Here is an 18,906-nt window from a genome sequence, read left to right as displayed (position 1 = left end):
CTGTATCGTCCCCTATGAGTGGTGGTGATATTCCTGCAACGACCGAATGGTCAGCTCTGTCTTGAGAATCGCTTCAATGCCCATGACTGCCGCTCGTGCGCCCCGTATGGTCGTATAGTATGCCAGCCCTTTATTCAAGGCTTCCCGACGGATCGATAAGGAATCGGCATGGGCCGACGCGGTGCGTACCGTGTTCACAACTAACGCCACCTGCCCGTTTTTGATATGGTCCACGATATGTGGGCGGCCTTCCTTGACCTTATTCACAGTTTCCGCCTGGACTCCATGCTCGCGTAAATAGGCTGCCGTTCCACGCGTGGCTTCAATGGCAAACCCCAACCGCTGCAGTTGCTGCACGACGTCCAACGCCGCAGGACGATCGCTCTCCTTCACGCTGATGAAGGCCGTACCTCCCTTCGGCAGAGGCGCACCGGCGCCTGCCTGAGACTTCGCAAAGGCCCATCCAAAATCCTGATCGATGCCCATCACTTCTCCGGTCGACTTCATCTCCGGCCCCAAGAGGACATCCACCCCCGGAAACTTATTGAAGGGGAAGACGGATTCTTTCACCGACAGATGTGCGGGCGCAGGTGCCTCGACCAGCCCCAGCTCAGGAAGGGTCTTCCCCACCATAGTCTTCATCGCCAGCTTGGCCAACGGCACCCCGATGGCTTTGCTGACGAACGGCACGGTGCGCGAGCCGCGAGGATTCACCTCCAACACATAGATCGTCTTGTCTTTAATCGCAAATTGCGCATTCATCAGGCCGATCACGCCAAGCTCCAGCGCCAACGCCTTCATTTGTCGACGAATTTCTTCGACCACGCTCTGGTCGAGCGAGTAAGGCGGCAATGAACAGGCCGAATCTCCCGAATGGACGCCGGCTTCTTCGATATGCTCCATGATTCCAGCCACCACGACATTCGTGCCGTCAGAAATGGCATCGGCATCGACTTCAATCGCATCCGACAGATACTTGTCGATCAGCACGGGATGTTTCGGAGAGGCTTTCACGGCCGACTTCATGTATTCCAACAAGCCGGATTCGTCGTAGACGATCTGCATGGATCGCCCGCCCAGCACATATGATGGCCGCACCATGACCGGATAGCTGATCTGTGCGGCGATCCGAATGGACTCGTCAACGGATCGGGCCATGCCGCTCTCCGCTTGACGGAGCCCGAGCTTATTCAAGAGGTCGCGGAATCGTTCTCGGTCTTCTGCTCGATCGATCGCATCAGGACTCGTGCCCAGAATTCGCACTCCGGCCTTGGACAGGGGCAGCGCGAGCTTGAGTGGCGTCTGCCCGCCGAACTGTAAAACGACGCCTAGCGGCTGCTCACGCTCCACGATATTGAGAACGTCCTCCTCAGTCAACGGCTCAAAATAGAGACGATCCGAGGTGTCGTAGTCGGTACTCACCGTTTCGGGATTACAATTCACCATGATCGATTCGATGCCTTCTTCGCGAAGCGCCATCACCGCATGGACACAGCAGTAGTCGAATTCGATCCCCTGCCCGATACGATTCGGCCCTCCCCCGAGGATGATGACTTTCTTCCGGTCTGTCGGACGCGCTTCACATTCGCTTCCGTACGTCGAATAGAGATAGGGGGTATGGGCTTCAAACTCTGCCGCGCACGTATCGACGCGTTTATAGGTCACCCCTCTTTTGCCCTGGCCTGCACGGGTCCGCTGCTTCCTAATCGAGGCTGACGTGGAACCGATGAGCTGTGCGATACGATCGTCAGAAAATCCTTGTTCTTTGGCTTCCCACAGAAGCGACTCCTCCAGCGCAGCCGGTTTCTTTCCCGCCTGAGCGACCAGCACCGCTTCAAATTGGATCAGCTCACGAACCTGCTCCAGAAACCAAGGGTCAATCATCGTGAGGGCAAAGAGGTCGTCGTTGGACAGACCGAGTCGCATGCCGTCGGCAACATGCCACAGCCGCTCCGCAATCGGAGTCCGCAGATGTTGGCGTACCCGCTCTAGCGCTTGAGGCCGATCGAACCCTTCAGGAATGCCTCGGTCCAACCCCTCCCGCGAGGAGAACCCGTTCATGTTCAATTCCAGCGAACGAATCGCTTTCTGTAAGGCTTCTTTAAAGGTTCGCCCGATCGCCATCACTTCGCCCACGGACTTCATCTGCGTCGTGAGGGTCGGATCGGCTCCACGGAACTTCTGGAACGCAAAGCGAGGGATCTTTACCACCACATAGTCGATCGTCGGTTCGAAGGAGGCTTTGGTCACACCGGTGATGTCATTGGTGATTTCATCCAACGTGTAGCCCACGGCGAGCTTCGCGGCGATCTTGGCGATGGGAAAGCCCGTGGCTTTCGACGCGAGCGCGGAACTCCTCGATACACGAGGATTCATTTCAATGACCACCATGTCGCCATTTTTAGGATCCAGACCGAATTGGACGTTCGATCCGCCGGTATCGACGCCGATTTCACGCATAATCCGAATCGCAGCATCCCGCATGCGTTGATACTCTTTGTCCGAGAGTGTCATCGCCGGAGCGACGGTGATGCTGTCGCCTGTATGCACGCCCATCGGGTCCAGATTTTCGATCGGACAGATAATGACGACATTGTCCTTCAGGTCCCGCATCACCTCAAGTTCATATTCTTTCCACCCGATGAGCGACTGCTCAATCAGCACTTGGCTGACCGGGCTCATGGCCAAGGCCCAGTCGATCAGCTTTTCAAACTCTTCCCGATTATAGGCGATGTTTCCACCGGTTCCGCCCATGGTAAACGACGGCCGAATGATCGCCGGGAATCCAACCTGCTCGAGGATCTTGATGGCTTCTTCACGGGTATGCGCCGTTCCGCTGGTTGGCACGCGCAACCCGATTCGCTGCATCGCATGTTTGAACGCTTCGCGATCCTCGGCCTTATGAATCGCTTCGGCGGACGCACCGATCAACTTGACCCCATACTTTTCGAGCGTCCCTCGCTTGACCAAGGCCATCGTCGCATTCAACGCGGTCTGTCCTCCCATGGTCGGGAGCAAGGCGTCAGGACGCTCACGCTCGATCACTTTCTCGACCACCTCAGCAGTAATCGGCTCCACATAGGTCCGATCGGCCAACTCGGGATCGGTCATGATCGTCGCCGGGTTGCTGTTGATGAGAATGACCCGGTAGCCTTCTTCCCTCAGTGCTTTGCAGGCCTGCGTACCGGAATAGTCGAACTCACAGGCCTGACCGATCACGATCGGCCCAGACCCGATCAACAAAATGGATTTAATATCTGTTCGCCTTGGCACGGAAACCTCGTGTTATGGTCAGCTAGCTAGTTTGTGGCATAGGCCCGATCGTCGGCCTGTATGGCGCTGGTGGCGGTGGAGCCGTCCCACCTCCAGGCCCATGATAATACTGGAGCGCCTCAGGTAACCAGGCTTCAATCTGGTTGATACGTGTCAAATCGGACGGATGGGTGGACAGAAACTCAGGGACCGCCTGCTGCGAGCGAAAACAGACCTTCCCGATCATCTGCCTCGGACAACCGCTCATGCGCTCCCAAAATGGGACCGCCTCGCGCGGATCGTACCCGGCCTGTGCCATCAATCGAAGTCCGATGTAGTCGGCCTCTGATTCTTGTTTTCGATTAAACGGCAACGACACATTGACCCCGTACGCCCCCAACAGACCCTGGATCGCACCGGGATTCGCATGGCCTGAGGCCGCCGCACCCAATGCGCCCAATTGCGCAATTTGATCCAGGATACTCCGGCTCATTCGCTCGACCCCGTGACGCTGTAGTGCATGTGCGACCTCATGCCCTATCACGGTCGCTAAGCCAGCATCGTCTTTCGTCGTCTTGAGAATTCCGGTGAAGATGGCGACCTTCCCGCCTGGAAGAGCGAATGCATTGACCATCTTATCGTCTTGAATGACCGCGAACTCCCACTGATACTCCGGCTTGTTGGCAGCGTCAGCGATTTTTCGTCCCACCCGGTGCACCAACTCATTCACTTCCGCATTGTCACTCAGAGGCGCCGAGCGCAATACCTCGCGGAACGCGCTCAATCCGAATTCCAGCTCCTTCTCTTCGGAGAAAAAAATCACCTGATCGCGAGCCGTACCAGGTGCTCGATAACAACCGGCCAGACTGCCGAACAGACTCATGGCTGCGCCAACCCCCAAGACCGTACAGAGGTTCATGGCTCCATGGGCGCCCAACGCCAGCATCGCTCGCCGCCCGATCGGCGTCGCGAAGTGTCTGTTGATCTGTTGATCTGTTAACTGTGTCATTGCAAGCAACTTCAGAGATCCCCATCGATCGCCAGATCAATAGATGGTCAGATCGACGAATTCTACGTTACGGCATCCAGAGATACATGAACTGTGGCGTACCACCCCGTACCATCGACAGCAAATCCAAATTGGCGAACCCGGCCATACTCACAGAACTCGTCCCGAACAAACGCGAGTAAATATTATTCTGATATTCCCCCCGACGCCCATAGGTCACAACCCGCGCCTCTGTCAGACCCGCCTTCTTCTTGGCCAGCTCGAGTGCGTCATCAAGATAGCCGATCTCGTCGATCAAACCTGCCGCCTTCGCCTGGTCTCCTGAATAGATCCGTCCATCGGCCAATTTCTTGATTTGATCGGGCGTCAGATGGGGGCGCCCCTCCTGTACCACGGCCAGAAACCGATGATAGAAGGAGTCGATCACACTCTGAAAAATCCCCCGCTCTTCCGGTGTCATAACTCGAAAGGGTGAGCCCATGTCCTTACGGGGACCTGAGGTGATGGCGTTCGCCTCGACGCCCACTTTTTCGAGTAAGCCTCGGGCATTGACGGTCAGCATGATGACACCGATGCTGCCAGTCACCGTCGAGGGATGGACCAAAATGCTGTCCGCCGCCATGGCCAGGTAGTAGCCCCCTGACGCCGCGACATCCATCATCGAAGCAATCACGGGAACCTTCTTCTTGAGCTTGAACTCCCGCAACTCGTGATAGAGGATGTCCGAAGCCGTCACGGTTCCACCAGGACTGTTGATCCGAACGACCACGGCTTTGACCTTCTCATCCTTGGCGGCTCTCGTCAGCTCTTCCCTGAACGTGGCCAACATATTGGGCTGCGACACGAGGCCCTCTTTATCTTGCGAGCTGATCACACCCGACAGATCGAGCAACAACACTTTTCCATCTCCCGTGCCGCTCAGCTGTACTTCCTGCACCGGCCCCGATGGCTCGATGAGGTTGACCGTGATGCAACCGGATTGCAGACTGATGACCGCAAGGAGGCACAGCCGACCAAGGGCGACACACATTCTACGCATGCTGTTTCTCCATCAGCTGAATAAACTCGGTGAATAAATAGGCCGAATCATGGGGCCCGGGAGAGGCCTCCGGGTGATACTGCACCGAAAACACCGGACGATCCACACAGGCCAATCCTTCGATGGAGTGATCGTTCAGACTCAGATGTGTCACTGCGACTTTCCCAAACGATGTCTCGATGACGGGCGGCCGATCTGGAATAGCACTGATCGGCTGCGTGACTTGCACGGCGAAGTTGTGGTTCTGGGACGTGATCTCAACTTGTCTCGTGCGGAGATCCATGACGGGATGATTTGCCCCATGATGGCCGAACTTTAATTTATAGGTCTTGAGCCCCAGCGCGAGGCCAAGAATCTGATGTCCTAAGCAAATACCAAAGAGCGGATACTGACCGATCAACTCCCGCACCGCCTCGATGGCATACGGTACCCCCTCAGGATCCCCTGGCCCGTTTGACAGAAAAACCCCATCCGGCTTGAGCGCGTGAACCTGCTTTGCGGTGGTCGAAGCCGGCACAACGGTGACGTCGCAGCCCACATCCACCAGTTGGCGAAGAATATTCTGTTTCACCCCAAAATCATAGGCCACGACATGCCAACGTCTGGTCGCAGCGACGCGAGGTTTGTCGCCGAGTGCAGGAATCCATTCCCCCGATCCCTCCGTCCATCGATAGAATTGCTCGCAGGTGACAGTGGTCGCCAGATCGCGGCCAATGATGCTGGGGGCCGCTTTCGCCTTCTCCACCGCTCGGCGGGCATCCATCTCAATATGGGTAATGAGGCCCTGCTGCGAGCCATGTTCGCGCAAGTGGCGCGTGAGGGCCCTCGTATCCAGCCCTTCGATGCCGACGACCTTCGCATCGTGCAAATAGCTTTGGAGCTGCTGCTTGCTGCGCCAGTTACTGGCGAGCGTACTGGCCTCTTTGACGATGAACCCTTCGGCCCAGATCCGCCTCGACTCGACATCCTCCGGCGTGACCCCGTAGTTTCCAATGTGGGGGCAGGTCATCGTAATAATCTGACCTTTATAGGAGGGGTCGGTCAAAACTTCCTGGTAGCCAGTCATGGCCGTGTTAAACACGACTTCACCGACCGTCTCCCCTTCATACCCCAATGCGCGCCCCTCGAAGAGCGTGCCATCCGCCAATGCTAATAACGCTTTTTTCACGTGCACGCTCCGTCCCGATGCAGCAACCGTTTTGCCTTGATTCCGGTCAGTAGGATACCCAGCACAAGATTCACCATATAGAGCGATCGAACCGGCATATGAATACGGAAAAATGCTTCGAACGCCGCCTTTCTTGCGGCCTCATCTTTTACGGCGAAGGCCTGAGCTTGAAGCGAGGCGGCCTCTGGATGTAGCCAGAGAATAATGATCCCGGCAACCACCGACATCCCCAGCAGCAACGCCATCTCGCTCCGACTAACCGCCACCGCCTGATTGCCACTCCACCAGCGATACCATGTTCCGGCACACAAGACTGCCAGCGCCCCGATCACGAAGTGATTATACCCCTCAAAGGCTCGCGTCAGAAAGAACCCGCCTGAGTCTTGCCCACCGAACGTATTAAAGACCGCGGGAATGACCGCTCCGATCAGCACCAGCAACCCGCCGACCCATATGCCCAAGGCCAGCCATTCACATGTCAGGCAACAGACCATGCCCCAGCGGAAGTGGCGTGGCACTAGCCCTCCGCCTGACTGGCCTCGAACACGACCCGACCGCCGACGATGGTCGTTCGTACTCGCCCCTTCACCTTCCATCCGGCAAAGGGGGTATTTCGACTTTTCGAGAAAAACTTGGCTGGATCGACTTCCCAGGATTCCTGTTGGTCGACAATCGTGACATCGGCATCGGCCCCGATCGCCAACGTGCCTTTGGCCAATCCAAACACCTTCGCCGGAGCGGTACTCAGTTTATCGACCGCCGCCTCCAACGACAAGACCCCTTCATCGACCAAGGCGAAGGTCAACGGCAGCGCGGTCTCCAGCCCGACAATGCCGAACGGCGCTTCGGCAAAACCCAGCTGCTTTTCCTGCGTGGCATGCGGCGCATGATCCGTGGCAATGACATCAATGGTTCCGTCGCGAAGACCCTCCTTAATAGCTTGTACATCTTTCCAGGTCCGAAGCGGGGGATTCATTTTGGCATAGGTGTTGTACCCTCGGACTGTTTCCTCCGTGATGGTAAAGTGATGGGGACAGGCCTCGGCCGTCACTCTCAGCCCACGGGACTTAGCCTCTCGCACCATCCGGGCCGAGCCTTCAGTGCTGATATGAGCTAGATGCAGCCGAGCCCCGGTCAATTCAGCCAAGGCCACATTACGCGCTACCATCACATCTTCTGCCGCAGAGGGAATCCCCGGGAGCCCCAACTCGGTTGAGATCGCCCCTTCGTTCATACAGCCCCCCTCGGCGAGGTGCAGATCTTCGCAATGATCGACCACCGCCACATCGAAGGCCAAGGCGTACTCCATGGCTCGCCGCATCACCAAACTGTTCATCACCGGTTTCCCGTCATCCGAAATGGCGACACAACCGGCACGCCGCAAGTCGCCGATCTCCGCCAGTTCTTTCCCTTCGGAGCCTTTCGTGATCGCGCCGATCGGAAACACATTTGCCAGCCCGGCCGCCCTCGCCCGCTCGAGCATGAACTCTGTAATCGCTTGATTGTCGTTGACGGGATTCGTGTTCGGCATACAACAGACTGACGTGAACCCGCCGGCTACCGCCGCCGCCGCGCCACTCTGAATCGACTCTTTGTATTCGAACCCAGGCTCCCTGAAATGGACATGAAGGTCGACAAAGCCTGGAAGCACCAATCGTCCCCTGGCATCAATCTTCGTGGCCCCCGCGGGAGCCGTCAGATTCGGCCCCACCGCGACGATTCGCCCTTCATCGATCAGCACATCGGCCACGCCATTGAACCGTCCCGGATCGATCACGTGCCCGCCCGCAATGTGAATAGCCACGATTCAGTTCGCTCCTGACATAAGATAGAGAATACCCATGCGAACGGCCACGCCGTTCGCCACCTGATCCAGAATGACCGAGGACAGACTATCGGCCACCTCCGGAGCAATTTCGACCCCTCGATTGATCGGGCCTGGATGCATCACGATGGCCCCTGGGTCGGCTAACTTGACCCGCTCAGCCGTCAACCCGTAGAGCCGCGCATATTCACGGATGGTTGGAAACATCGCCTTGCCCTGCCGTTCGAGCTGCAATCGCAACATCATGATGACCTGCACGCCGCGTAACGCCTCGTCGAGATGATAATAGACTCGTGCGCCCAGCTTATCGACACCACTCGGTATCATCGTCGGCGGCCCGACGACCCGAACTTCCGCACCTAACTTGACCAGCGCATGAATGTTCGAACGAGCCACCCGGCTATGCGCGACATCCCCGACGATCGCCACCTTGAGCCCCTCGAACGACAGGCCCCGCTCCCGAATGGTATAGAGATCCAAGAGACCTTGGGTCGGATGCTCATGCCACCCGTCTCCGGCATTGATCACGGAAGATTTCACGCCGCGGGCCAGGGCCTCGGCTGCACCGGCCGAGGGGTGGCGCAAAACGATAATATCCGCCTGCATCGCCTCGATATTGCGCGCGGTATCGAGCAATGTTTCCCCTTTGACCACACTGCTCGACGACGGCGAAAAATTGATCACATCGGCGCTCAGCCGTTTCGCCGCTAACTCGAATGAGGTGCGAGTCCTCGTACTGGGCTCAAAAAACAGATTGACCACGGTACGCCCACGGAGGGCCGGGACTTTTTTAATTTCACGACCGCTCACTTCCTTGAACGAGTCGGCCGTCTCCAAGATTAACCGGATCTCGTCGACCGACAAAGGCGCCAGGCTCAAGAGGTCTTTACGTTTGAGGCTCATCGTTTCCTCCACCTCAGGCCTTGAGAATCACCACCCGATCATCTTCGCCTTGTTCTTCCAGCAACACTTGAATCTTCTCTTCACGAGACGTCGGAATATTTTTCCCGATATACGTAGCCTTGATCGGCAACTGACGATGGCCTCGGTCGACCAGCACTGCCAGCTGAATCTCCGCCGGTCGGCCAAAATCGATCAACCCATCCATCGCCGCGCGGATGGTTCGCCCCGTGAACAGGACGTCATCGACTAACACAATAATCTTGTCAGAAATATCAAACGGAACCGATGTCTTGCGGAGAATCGGCTGCTCTTTCCGCATCGAGAGGTCGTCCCGATAGAGCGTAATGTCCAACTCACCGATCGGCACCGACGCCGCTTCAATTTCCTGAATACGTTTCACCAGCCGATGGGCCAGATGCACTCCCCCGGTTCGAATCCCGACCAGCGCCAAATCCTGCACGCCCTTATTCCGCTCGAGAATTTCATGGGCAATGCGGGTGACCGCCCGCGCAATATCTCCCGTATCCATCACGAGCCGCTCTTGAGGTCGATCCTGAGGTGTAGGGCTCATCGTATTGATTCCACACATAAAAAAACCCTCTCATCGAAATCCGACGAGAAGGCTGGCGTATATCGACGGACACGAACGTGCTTGAAGCCCACGGACACTCCTTGCTCACCTCGCAGGATGAGCATTAAAGGTTGGGGTATCTTACTGAGGCCGAAGGAACGCTGTCAAGCTGTGAGACGATACTCGCGCTACGGGCCCGCACAGAGAGATTCCACCTCTCCAGGTGATGGGACCAAGACTCCTCTCGAAATGGCCGTACCTGCTATCGAAAAATCTGAGCTATTCCCACTTCAGTGACAAGACCTACCGTCAAATACATCCACAATAAGCCCCCCATGGGCCACCGCCACGATGCACCAACCCACAACATATAGTGGTCCGCTGCACCCACGGCAAGGAGCCGTCCTGTCTCTCCAGGGGAAAAACTGGACAGTGAGATGCATAGTTGGGCCACATCGGCATCGAACGCTCAATATTTCTCGTTCACCAACCGATACAGGTCATAACAGAAACTGAGACCAACGTTACCTGATCCAACACACAGAGGAGGACCGATTATGTGGCAGCCGGAAAAGCAGGACAGCAGACGTTCGACGCAATCCCTCTCAGACCTGGAGGGCAATATCCCTTCATCGCCAAACTCTCGACCGGAATCGACTGAAGCCATCGTGGCCTTCGTCGGCAAAGGCGTCGAATTCAAAGGCACGATCTCATACAGCGGCACGGTGCGAATCGATGGCTTCCTTGATGGAGAGATCCACACCGACGGGACCCTGTTGGTCGGAGAAGAAGCCGTCCTCACAGCCAAAGTGAGCGCAGGGACCATCGTGTGTATGGGGAAAATCACCGGCGATGTCGTGGCAAAAGAAAAAATCAAGCTGCTTGCGCCTGCCGTGCTCAATGGCGGCCTGAAGACCCCGATGCTCTCGATCGAGGACGGCGTGCTCTTCAATGGCACATTGGAGATGACACAAGCAGTTCGAGAAGTGAGCCGGGAAACGACGCTCCGCTCCGTCGACGACGCCAGCGTCTCACCCCTCAAGCGAGCTGCGGTCTAGGGCCCATGAAACGTAACCTGACTGCCTCTCGTATGAACGCACAGCAATGTGGAAGCCCAACTCGCATGCACAGGGCCCCCGAGCGCCCAATCTGGACAGCCGTGCGGGCTCGTCATAGGGAGCGTAGGTATTAGGAGGATGTCATGTGGGCGTTCGGAAACACTCAAGCGGGGACAGTAACGGGGCAGGAAGATTTTACATTTCTGGGAAAAGACGTCGTCTTTAAAGGCACCCTGACCTTGGAGGGAAACGTTCGGGTCGATGGTCAGCTGGAAGGTGAACTCCACTCAACCGGGACGCTGACGGTTGGGGAACATGCGATCATCAAAGGCAACATCACAGCCGGGGTCTTAATCACGAGCGGAAAAATCAAGGGAGATGTCACAGCCTCTAAACAGGTCACGATCCTGAACCCGGGGATTGTGATCGGCGATATCCGCACTCCGACAATTTCTATTGAGGCGGGAGCGCACTTTCACGGCCTATCCGATATGGGGACTGAGAAATGGGTTGAGGACCGCAGTGCATCGAACGAGAAGGTTCATGACCTCGCCGTCCACCGTGGCAGGCTGCGGGCACCGGGCTACTAGGTTTCGCTAAGGATGTTTGAGCTCTTCGAGAGAAAACTGCTTGGGCAGCATCACCGGAACCACGATGCCGATGGGATCGCCCCGCTTAATCGTCGTTGGCTTCGTGAGTTGCAAGAGAAAATTCGCCGTGAACGCATCATAGTCCTGAAGCCAGTCGTACATATTCGGCGTACGTTTATACTCTTGCGTCTTAATCCCCTCCCATACAAAAAACGTCCGGTCTGGATAATGATAGAAATGGTTCGGCACGTCCTTCATCATCAAGCCCACCTGCTTGGGATAGTAGAACCGGATACCGCAACAAAGCTTGGGATACCCGCTATTTAAGATGAGATCGACATAGGTCCCTGAAAACGACTTATAGCCAAGGACTCGCTCTTCCGGCAAAATCGGTGGGGCCTGCCACTTGACCCCATCGGTCGTTCGGCGAATTTTACAGTCAGCGGGGGAACGAATGAGCCACCCGTACTGCCCCACCGTTCGCACCGGTCCACAATCGTCAGGAATCACCTTGTAGCCCTCAACCGCCACCGTCCGCTGTTCGTTCAACGACATCCCGGACAATAACGGGCGATGCGGCATGAAATCGAGCTTCAATCGCTCCGGCGCGAAGGCCGTCGAATACTCCCGCTCCCAATAGATGACGACTTTGTCGCTCGGTTCTTCGCCGTCGATCTGCTCTGGCGTCGGTTCGCTCATAGGGATAACCGTAATCGATCCATGACATGCAGTGCAAGCACCTTACACCTTCTTCAGGTGAAACAACGTGAGCCCTGTCTTGAGTGTGGCTCGCGGCAAAATCGTGCGATGCATCCGAAATGTGGGGAGCTGTTCGACCAGCTCCTCCCAGCAGACCTGGAGCCCAACGGTCGAGCCCTGTCGGCCCAACTGTGCCGGACCAATGACGAAGGCATGCCCTCCTCCCCGAAGAGCCAGGCTGATCCCCTTCAGACAGCCTGTCAACCTGGCTGGTTGGTCGCCTCCCTCATAGGGTACCCAGTGATACAGCACATCATAAGAGTGAGGAGCCTCTGGCTCTTGCGGTCCTTCGGTGGAAACGAATCGGATGTGTGTGAGCCAATCCCACCGCTGCGACTCCGCACAGACGTTCCAGAGTTGTTGCGCCTGCTTTTGCGCAAGCGCGGCATCGTAGATCCGCACGGTATAGTCTCTGGGCCGATCAAACATCATGCAGGTCGCGATCACGGCGTCGCCGTTGTCGATGAGGACGCGCCCGGCATGTGAAAGCGCCGCGCCAATTTCCCGGTCCTGCTCACCAAGATCTTGTAGATAGTCCGCCACAAATGGCTGTGCCGCACGTTCACCGATTTGGGATTCGTCTTCCGGATAGAGCAACACGGCGCCGTAGGCTGTGGATGGGGGGATGAACGGAATTCCCTGGACAAAGACCGACCGCCAATCGACCGGGCTCGTGGCCACAGGCGCGCCAGTCTGCTCATGGATCCCCGTCGGCAGGGTCATGGCCAACGCGGTCTCACGATCGCGATCCTTCAGGATGATATGCGTTCCGACAATTGCGGCACTCCGGTCACAGTGGGCAAACCGACGGCCTTTCGAACTCAGATAGGATAGCCCGGAGGAATCTGACGCCACGGTCACCTTACGCAACACGCTACCCTGGACTGTCAGACAGGCATCCGCTCGTTGATCAAAATATCGCGTCGGCGGTGTCCCCGATGGCAGCCAACTGACTTGATTGGACCGCTCAGGATTCATAAAGAGCGTGAACGGATGCCCCCCCCCTGGCGCCTGGGGAGTAAAGAAACTACTAAACAACCCAAAGGCCGCTTCCGACGGATAGGTTGGAATCCCCCGATATCGCAAAGGGCGTGGAGTCGCATGCTTCTCGTTCTGATCGTCATACAGTCCACGTATCAATTCAAACACGGCAGACCCTGTTCCCGGTAGCAGTGACTTGAAGAGTTCGACGACCGGCAAAAAATCAATAGAGGCCCAATTCATCGCTCCCATGCAGGACATAAAACGAGCTCGTTCGAAGTCCCCATCCTGCAGGACATAGAAGGCATCTTTTCGTTGGCGAATCGTCGCTCGACCGGTCGACCCGATCGCGAGATCCCCATCCCGGTAAAAAAATCGAATTTCTTCGATCGGGACCCGGAGAGCCTGCGCGGCCATCGCTCGCAGATCGTCAGCCGTCAACCGCTGCCAACCGGGCTTACTGGCAAGATTGAGGCTGGTTTCATTCACCAACCCAGCCGGCTTCAACCCCACCCATTGTCCCCAATCTAACCGGATTCGAGCACGGAGTAGAACCACAGCGCCTGAGGAGTCGGTCCCCCACTCGCATTCATGTAACGGATGTCCATGCGGATCGGTTGCCAGAAACCGGCGACCGTCCTGGCGAGAAAACACAAGATGCCCGGTGGGCTGGCGGACGACTCGTCCACCCGCCTCCTCGAGATCCCGTGCGAAAGGAAGATTGACTGGGAAGTGAAGGTGACCTGACGTTCTCAGTGCGACAGAGAGTGGATCGGAGGACATCTACTCGCGGACTTGCCCGCTCCCCAAGACGATAAACTTGAAGCAGGTCAATTCTTCAAGCCCCATCGGGCCTCGGGCATGGATACGGGACGTGCTGATCCCGATTTCCGCTCCCAGCCCGAACTGAAAGCCATCGTTTAACCTGGTCGAGGCATTCACCAACACCGCGCTGGCATCGACCTCGCGCAAAAATCGCATCGCCTTGGGGTAATCGGAGGTCACGATCGCCTCCGTATGGCGTGAGCCGTATTTGGCGATATGTTCCATCGCTTCATCGACGTTCTTGACCACTTTGACCGCCACGGTGAGATCGAGGAATTCTTTTCCGAAATCCTCGTCGCTTGCGGGTTTGGCCGACGATGACAACTGACAGGTCTTCTGACAGCCGCGAACCTCGACCTTGGCCTCTACCAACTTTTCAATAAATGGGGCGAGCCAGTTTCGCGCAATGCCCTGATGGACTAAGAGGGTCTCCACGGCATTGCAGGTCGACGGTCGTTGCACCTTCGCATTGAAACAGACCCGTTCCGCCATGGCCGGATCAGCGTCGGCATCGACATAGATGTGACAGACCCCGGCATCGTGCTTGATGACAGGGATCGTGGCATGCTCGGTCACGACGCGCATGAGTGATTCGCCGCCGCGCGGGATGATCAGGTCGACATAGCGATCTTGCTTCAGTAACAGAGGGACCAACTCACGTTCGGACCGCGCCACAAAGGTAATCGCTCCGGCCGGAACACCGGCTTTCTCTGCCGCTTCTGATAAGACGGTTGCAATCGCCGTATTCGAGTGGATGGCCTCGCTCCCGCCCCGCAACACGCAGGCGTTCCCGGATTTCAAACAGAGCGCGGCGGAATCGGCCGTGACGTTTGGGCGGGACTCATAAATAATGCCGATGACGCCGATGGGAACCCGTACGCGCCCCACTTGCATCCCGTTCGGCCTGGTCCACATCTTCGGCATGTCCCCGAGAGGATCGGGAAGCGCAGCCACTTCACGCAGACCCGCAGCCATCTCGGTGATCCTCTCGGCGGTCAAACGGAGCCGATCCGCCATCGCCTGCTTCTCCGGCTCAGCTCCGAACGCCTCCAGATCCAGTTCGTTGGCGGCAAGCAACGCATCCTGCTGTGTTTCAAGCGCCTCTGCCATCGCGAGAAGCGCACGGTTCTTCACGACCGTCGACAACGTCGCCAGCCGGCCAGCGGCCTGTTTGGCGCGCGTGACCAATTCATTGACATACTCAGGAATCGGTACGGGAGGCGCAACGACCTCCACGGCCGTTGATTCTTCGATGGGTTCGAGCGACGTGTCCGCCTGATTCGTTTGGTCAGATAACATAAAAAGACTGATCCCTTGTGACGTGTAAGCTATGACAGGATACAGCGGGAGTTTCGACGCGGTCAAGGCGGCCATTGTAGCCTGTTTTCCCTTCGGAACAGACCAAGGAAGGCGACCTATCGCGCCAGAATCAACACCTAGATCACTTTCTTGAAATATTCGATCGTCCGGAGGAGGGCCTCGTCGAGCTCTACGTGAGGCTCCCATTTCAGGAGACTGCGCGCCCGTGAAATATCAGGCCGTCTGACTTTTGGATCATCGGCTGGCAATGGATTGTATGTGATTTGGCTTGATGAATGCGTCAGCTTCAAGACCAATTTCGCGATCTCCAACACGGTCAATTCACGCGGATTTCCAATATTTACCGGGTCGTGCATGCTGGAATCATCCACGCCTGCTTTCTGCCTGAGCAGAAACTTTCGGTCTGTCCGTTGCTCGACCGTCTTGTCTGAATTCAGCATGAGCAATGAGGTAATGCCGCGGACCAGGTCCTCGACATAGCAGAAGCTCCTGGTCTGGGACCCATCGCCGAATACACTGAGCGGCTTTCCCTGGAGTGCCTGAACGATAAAATTAGACACAACCCGGCCATCGTGCGGACGCATGCGTGGACCGAACGTATTAAAAATACGCACAATCCTCGTATCGACGCCATGATAGCGATGAAACGCCATGGTCATCGCCTCGGCAAACCGTTTCGCTTCATCGTAGACCCCACGGGGGCTAATCGGGTTCACATTCCCCCAGTACGTTTCCGGTTGAGGGTTCACGAGAGGATCACCATAGACCTCCGATGTGCTGGCAAGGATAAATCGCGCGCCTTTTGCTCGTGCCAACCCCAGTACTTTATGCGTCCCCATCGCCCCGACCTTCATCGTGGCAATCGGAAACTCCATGTAGTCTTGCGGACTGGCAGGCGAGGCAAAATGCATGACGGCATCCAACGCCCCCTCAACATGAAGATAGTCGCAGACGTCGTATTTAATGAAGGAGAACCGGTCGTGCCCGAGCAAATGGGCAATGTTCTCCATCCGTCCCGTCAGGAGGTTGTCCATGCAGATGATGGAATGTCCACCTTGCAGTAGCAAATCGGAGAGATGACTCCCGAGGAACCCAGCTCCACCTGTAATAAGGATACGCATACGATGACGCCTCTTTTACGCTTCTCTCGTTGTGAATACCATAATATTTTCAGGAATCGATATAGGGGCGCTAGGGGGGGATTAAGGATTCATGCTCGGCGGCCTCTGAGTTGACGGAGAAACTGACGTGCCGCCGCCAGTTGTGCTCGAGGATCCCGTCGCTAATGGCGCCATCGCACCCGGCGCAGCCCCTTGTGGCACGCTCTGCGCTGATGAGGGATTCGGATGTTGGAAGACCCAATCATGATAGGTGGCGCGCCCCTCAAAATGCCGGACAGCAAGGGGAAAATCGCGCTGCCGGAATGGCTTCGCGCGACTCCTACTCCGCACACCCATGATACCGCCTGTCGGAGCCCTGAGATATTCCCACTCTCCATGACCCATGGGGTCAAGATAGACCTTGCGTAAAAATGGTTTGGGCAATCTCGTGAGGTCCGCCAGGGTCTGGGGATAGATCTCTCCTGGCATCACACGGCCCGCCTTGACCGTCGCGGAATAGAATGCGAGCGCATTCTGAATCTCAATTCCTTTGGCCAACAGATCCGCCTCAAGTTCCCGCTGGACGATGACCTTCCATTGTTTTGCTGCAGCAGTCGTAGCGATACCGATCAAGACGATCGCAAACATGAGCATGAGGTAGGTTACACCTTGCTCGCTGAAAACTCGTCGCTGTCGGCAGATGCGCATAGAACCGTTAGGGCTGTGTCGGAGCTTCCTCGGAGAGCATGACCGTATGCTCCACTCGTGACGGACGATCTAGCAACGTCACACTCTCTTGCGTGATGGCCTTTACCAGAACTTGATCTTCTACGGTTTCACCGGTCCTGACGACATGAAGGTCGTCATTCTTCCTGAGCACAGCCATCTGACCGGTTTTTCGCCACGTTTCCTCCATTCTCACAAACCCGAGATAGTGAAACTGTCCCAATTCGTCGAGAACGGCCTGTTGGCGCAACGCCTGCTCCGACCTAGGAGCAGGCTCAGACTCCTGTGCACTAGCAGCCGCTGAATCATTGCGACGAGGCGGGGCAAAGATATTTCGTGGCGTCGTGAATGTCATCTCTCGTTGCGTCCTTGTCGCGGCGAGAAGGTCAAGCTGCACATGCAACCTATCGACTCCTCCACGAGGTGCCATGGGCCTGGACGTAGGGCCCGTCACATTTGCCAGTGGCACACGTACGGGTTCTTCGACAGCCAGCCATTGCCAGACAACAATGCCACCCCACAAGAGGCCGAGCACGGCCAACACCATCACTTTTTTTCGATTCGTCATCATCATGTCTCGACGCTACTGAACCGTGGCCTTACCAGGCTCACCACGAAGGTACGTGGCAATTTTAATGTTGAACGTCAACGTCTGGTCCTGCTGGGCGCCTGAGCGTACAAGCTCCAAATCCTCAATGTATACGAGCTCCTCAGCCGTCTCTACGTCATAGAGAAACCGGCGAAGATCCTCGTAGCGACCGGTCATCGTGCCTTGAAGCACACCCTTACTCGTATGGGCCACCGTCGTGGATTCCGTCTTATAGGAGAGAGCGGGCAGGATCACTCGATCACGCTTGGCCTCCTCAGTAATGCCGAGCGCCAAGGGAGCAAAGTCTCGTTCACCCGGCAAGACAGACCACACTTGCGCAAGATCCTTCCGCGCTTTCTGTGCGTCCTTATGGAGAATATACTCTTGATGGGCTGTGCTCCATTCACGTTCCAATTTGGCCCGGCTCTGTTCCGCTCCATCAATCCCCACCGTGCACGTCGCCCACAATACTCCGATCAGCAGGAACACCAGCACGAGCCATGGAATCAAAATCCCATAGGGTTTTCGTAGCTGTTGGAGGATAAAATCCATCATGTAGCTCTATGCGCCAGGTTGCCGATAATGCAGCGTCAAGTCAAACTCAACCAAACCATCCTGTCCTACCCGATGTTGGCCCAGCACAGGGTCGCGAAACACGGCGTGATCCTGCAAGGTAACTGTCAGCGCGGTGACATCTTCGACTGTCACCGCCAACCCAGTCATGTGGACGACCGCGCTCCCGGGATCTAGGCGTATACTCTGAATCGACACATGCAGGGGGATGGCGGTTTCAAGAGCGGACAGAAACTGCGTCCAGGAAAAATGCCGTTTGGTGAGTAGCTGGTTCGCCAAACTGACCTCCCCCGGCAGCTGTTGTAATGAAGACACGGAGAGATCAAGACCTTCCCGCTGGGCCTCGGCAAGGAGCTGATGATCTTGCACACGAACATGATCCAGTCGTGCTTGCAAATCCTGCCGATCATGCATCGCCATCACGGTCAGGCTCACACTCCAAAGAATTGCCCCCCCCAGGATCCAGCTGAGCGCAACCAGCACGACTCGTGTCGGCGCAAGATACCAGCGGTATCGGCTGCTCAGTTCGATGTGAAGATATCGTGTGCCTCCTGGCTTCACCAGGACATGGTTCACCCTACCGGCGAACATCCGAAAGAATTTTCGTCCTGAAGCCAT

19 protein-coding genes are annotated in these 18,906 nt (G+C 56.6%); 2 read left to right on the top strand and 17 right to left on the bottom strand.

What is annotated here, in order from left to right; genetic code table 11:
* Positions 1-12: 12 nt before the first annotated feature.
* The 8 genes from carB to pyrR form a co-directional block, all read right to left on the bottom strand.
* On the bottom strand, positions 13-3,273 hold the full coding sequence (carB, locus tag Q8N00_11980) for a carbamoyl-phosphate synthase large subunit (protein ID MDP2383512.1): 3,261 nt from the start codon (positions 3,271-3,273) through the stop codon (positions 13-15).
* Between the two features lie 22 nt (positions 3,274-3,295).
* A complete protein-coding gene (locus Q8N00_11975; GenBank protein ID MDP2383511.1) occupies positions 3,296-4,261 on the bottom strand; it encodes a M48 family metallopeptidase in 966 nt (321 codons plus the stop codon).
* A 67-nt stretch (positions 4,262-4,328) separates the two neighbouring features.
* Positions 4,329-5,300 carry a signal peptide peptidase SppA gene (sppA, locus tag Q8N00_11970; protein MDP2383510.1) on the bottom strand — a complete coding sequence of 324 codons (972 nt, stop codon included), beginning with the start codon at positions 5,298-5,300 and terminating at the stop codon, positions 4,329-4,331.
* Positions 5,293-6,468: a glutamine-hydrolyzing carbamoyl-phosphate synthase small subunit gene (gene carA / locus Q8N00_11965; protein ID MDP2383509.1), complete on the bottom strand. Its 1,176-nt coding sequence runs from the start codon at positions 6,466-6,468 to the stop codon at positions 5,293-5,295. Before carA ends, sppA begins: the two co-directional genes overlap by 8 nt.
* Positions 6,465-6,986 carry a DUF4149 domain-containing protein gene (locus Q8N00_11960; protein MDP2383508.1) on the bottom strand — a complete coding sequence of 174 codons (522 nt, stop codon included), beginning with the start codon at positions 6,984-6,986 and terminating at the stop codon, positions 6,465-6,467. The genes carA and Q8N00_11960 overlap by 4 nt, the downstream gene beginning before the upstream one ends.
* Positions 6,986-8,272: a dihydroorotase gene (locus tag Q8N00_11955; GenBank protein ID MDP2383507.1), complete on the bottom strand. Its 1,287-nt coding sequence runs from the start codon at positions 8,270-8,272 to the stop codon at positions 6,986-6,988. The genes Q8N00_11960 and Q8N00_11955 overlap by 1 nt, the downstream gene beginning before the upstream one ends.
* A 3-nt stretch (positions 8,273-8,275) precedes the next feature.
* Entirely contained in the window at positions 8,276-9,196 is a 921-nt protein-coding gene (locus tag Q8N00_11950; GenBank protein MDP2383506.1) for an aspartate carbamoyltransferase catalytic subunit, read from the bottom strand.
* Positions 9,197-9,209: 13 nt separating this feature from the next.
* The gene (gene pyrR / locus Q8N00_11945; GenBank protein ID MDP2383505.1) at positions 9,210-9,767 is read right to left on the bottom strand and encodes a bifunctional pyr operon transcriptional regulator/uracil phosphoribosyltransferase PyrR; all 558 of its coding nucleotides are present in this window, start codon (positions 9,765-9,767) and stop codon (positions 9,210-9,212) included.
* A 557-nt stretch (positions 9,768-10,324) separates the two neighbouring features.
* Here pyrR and Q8N00_11940 point away from each other — a divergent pair.
* Together Q8N00_11940 and Q8N00_11935 are read left to right on the top strand one after the other, a co-directional pair.
* Positions 10,325-10,825 carry a polymer-forming cytoskeletal protein gene (locus Q8N00_11940; GenBank protein MDP2383504.1) on the top strand — a complete coding sequence of 167 codons (501 nt, stop codon included), beginning with the start codon at positions 10,325-10,327 and terminating at the stop codon, positions 10,823-10,825.
* 143 nt (positions 10,826-10,968) lie between these two features.
* Positions 10,969-11,415, top strand: coding sequence for a polymer-forming cytoskeletal protein (locus Q8N00_11935; protein ID MDP2383503.1), 447 nt, complete (start codon positions 10,969-10,971; stop codon positions 11,413-11,415).
* Between the two features lie 6 nt (positions 11,416-11,421).
* Here Q8N00_11935 and Q8N00_11930 read toward each other — a convergent pair whose 3' ends face one another.
* The 9 genes from Q8N00_11930 to Q8N00_11890 form a co-directional block, all read right to left on the bottom strand.
* Positions 11,422-12,114, bottom strand: coding sequence for a hypothetical protein (locus Q8N00_11930; protein ID MDP2383502.1), 693 nt, complete (start codon positions 12,112-12,114; stop codon positions 11,422-11,424).
* Positions 12,115-12,156: 42 nt separating this feature from the next.
* On the bottom strand, positions 12,157-13,713 hold the full coding sequence (locus Q8N00_11925; protein ID MDP2383501.1) for a hypothetical protein: 1,557 nt from the start codon (positions 13,711-13,713) through the stop codon (positions 12,157-12,159).
* On the bottom strand, positions 13,683-13,844 hold the full coding sequence (locus Q8N00_11920) for a hypothetical protein (GenBank protein MDP2383500.1): 162 nt from the start codon (positions 13,842-13,844) through the stop codon (positions 13,683-13,685). Before Q8N00_11920 ends, Q8N00_11925 begins: the two co-directional genes overlap by 31 nt.
* Positions 13,845-13,938: 94 nt before the next feature.
* Entirely contained in the window at positions 13,939-15,279 is a 1,341-nt protein-coding gene (locus tag Q8N00_11915; protein ID MDP2383499.1) for a glutamate-5-semialdehyde dehydrogenase, read from the bottom strand.
* Between the two features lie 137 nt (positions 15,280-15,416).
* Positions 15,417-16,421, bottom strand: a complete 1,005-nt coding sequence (locus Q8N00_11910) for an SDR family oxidoreductase (protein MDP2383498.1) — start codon at positions 16,419-16,421, stop codon at positions 15,417-15,419.
* A gap of 81 nt (positions 16,422-16,502) precedes the next feature.
* The gene (locus Q8N00_11905; protein MDP2383497.1) at positions 16,503-17,054 is read right to left on the bottom strand and encodes a hypothetical protein; all 552 of its coding nucleotides are present in this window, start codon (positions 17,052-17,054) and stop codon (positions 16,503-16,505) included.
* 61 nt (positions 17,055-17,115) lie between these two features.
* Complete coding sequence (locus tag Q8N00_11900; GenBank protein ID MDP2383496.1) at positions 17,116-17,700, bottom strand: hypothetical protein; 585 nt, start codon at positions 17,698-17,700, stop codon at positions 17,116-17,118.
* Between the two features lie 9 nt (positions 17,701-17,709).
* On the bottom strand, positions 17,710-18,270 hold the full coding sequence (pilO, locus tag Q8N00_11895) for a type 4a pilus biogenesis protein PilO (GenBank protein ID MDP2383495.1): 561 nt from the start codon (positions 18,268-18,270) through the stop codon (positions 17,710-17,712).
* A gap of 6 nt (positions 18,271-18,276) precedes the next feature.
* Positions 18,277-18,906 (bottom strand): PilN domain-containing protein, encoded by a 630-nt coding sequence (locus Q8N00_11890; protein MDP2383494.1) that lies wholly within the window; start codon positions 18,904-18,906, stop codon positions 18,277-18,279.

Source organism: Nitrospirota bacterium (assembly GCA_030684575.1).
In the GTDB taxonomy this organism is placed as follows: Bacteria; Nitrospirota; Nitrospiria; order Nitrospirales; family Nitrospiraceae; genus Palsa-1315.
Note: the sequence above shows the minus strand (reverse complement) of the source record. Positions and strands in the feature narration are given on the sequence as shown.

What these genes read in the sequence shown, in the direction of transcription:
- pilO (MDP2383495.1), bottom strand. Translation starts at nt 18,270, where the DNA reads ATGATGGATTTTATCCTCCAACAGCTACGAAAACCCTATGGGATTTTG.
- Q8N00_11900 (MDP2383496.1), bottom strand. Translation starts at nt 17,700, where the DNA reads ATGATGATGACGAATCGAAAAAAAGTGATGGTGTTGGCCGTGCTCGGC.
- Q8N00_11975 (MDP2383511.1), bottom strand. Translation starts at nt 4,261, where the DNA reads ATGACACAGTTAACAGATCAACAGATCAACAGACACTTCGCGACGCCG.
- Q8N00_11910 (MDP2383498.1), bottom strand. Translation starts at nt 16,421, where the DNA reads ATGCGTATCCTTATTACAGGTGGAGCTGGGTTCCTCGGGAGTCATCTC.
- pyrR (MDP2383505.1), bottom strand. Translation starts at nt 9,767, where the DNA reads ATGAGCCCTACACCTCAGGATCGACCTCAAGAGCGGCTCGTGATGGAT.
- Q8N00_11940 (MDP2383504.1), top strand. Translation starts at nt 10,325, where the DNA reads ATGTGGCAGCCGGAAAAGCAGGACAGCAGACGTTCGACGCAATCCCTC.
- Q8N00_11915 (MDP2383499.1), bottom strand. Translation starts at nt 15,279, where the DNA reads ATGTTATCTGACCAAACGAATCAGGCGGACACGTCGCTCGAACCCATC.
- Q8N00_11935 (MDP2383503.1), top strand. Translation starts at nt 10,969, where the DNA reads ATGTGGGCGTTCGGAAACACTCAAGCGGGGACAGTAACGGGGCAGGAA.
- Q8N00_11890 (MDP2383494.1), bottom strand. Translation starts at nt 18,906, where the DNA reads ATGGCTTCAGGACGAAAATTCTTTCGGATGTTCGCCGGTAGGGTGAAC.
- Q8N00_11930 (MDP2383502.1), bottom strand. Translation starts at nt 12,114, where the DNA reads ATGAGCGAACCGACGCCAGAGCAGATCGACGGCGAAGAACCGAGCGAC.
- Q8N00_11905 (MDP2383497.1), bottom strand. Translation starts at nt 17,054, where the DNA reads ATGCTCATGTTTGCGATCGTCTTGATCGGTATCGCTACGACTGCTGCA.
- Q8N00_11950 (MDP2383506.1), bottom strand. Translation starts at nt 9,196, where the DNA reads ATGAGCCTCAAACGTAAAGACCTCTTGAGCCTGGCGCCTTTGTCGGTC.
- sppA (MDP2383510.1), bottom strand. Translation starts at nt 5,300, where the DNA reads ATGCGTAGAATGTGTGTCGCCCTTGGTCGGCTGTGCCTCCTTGCGGTC.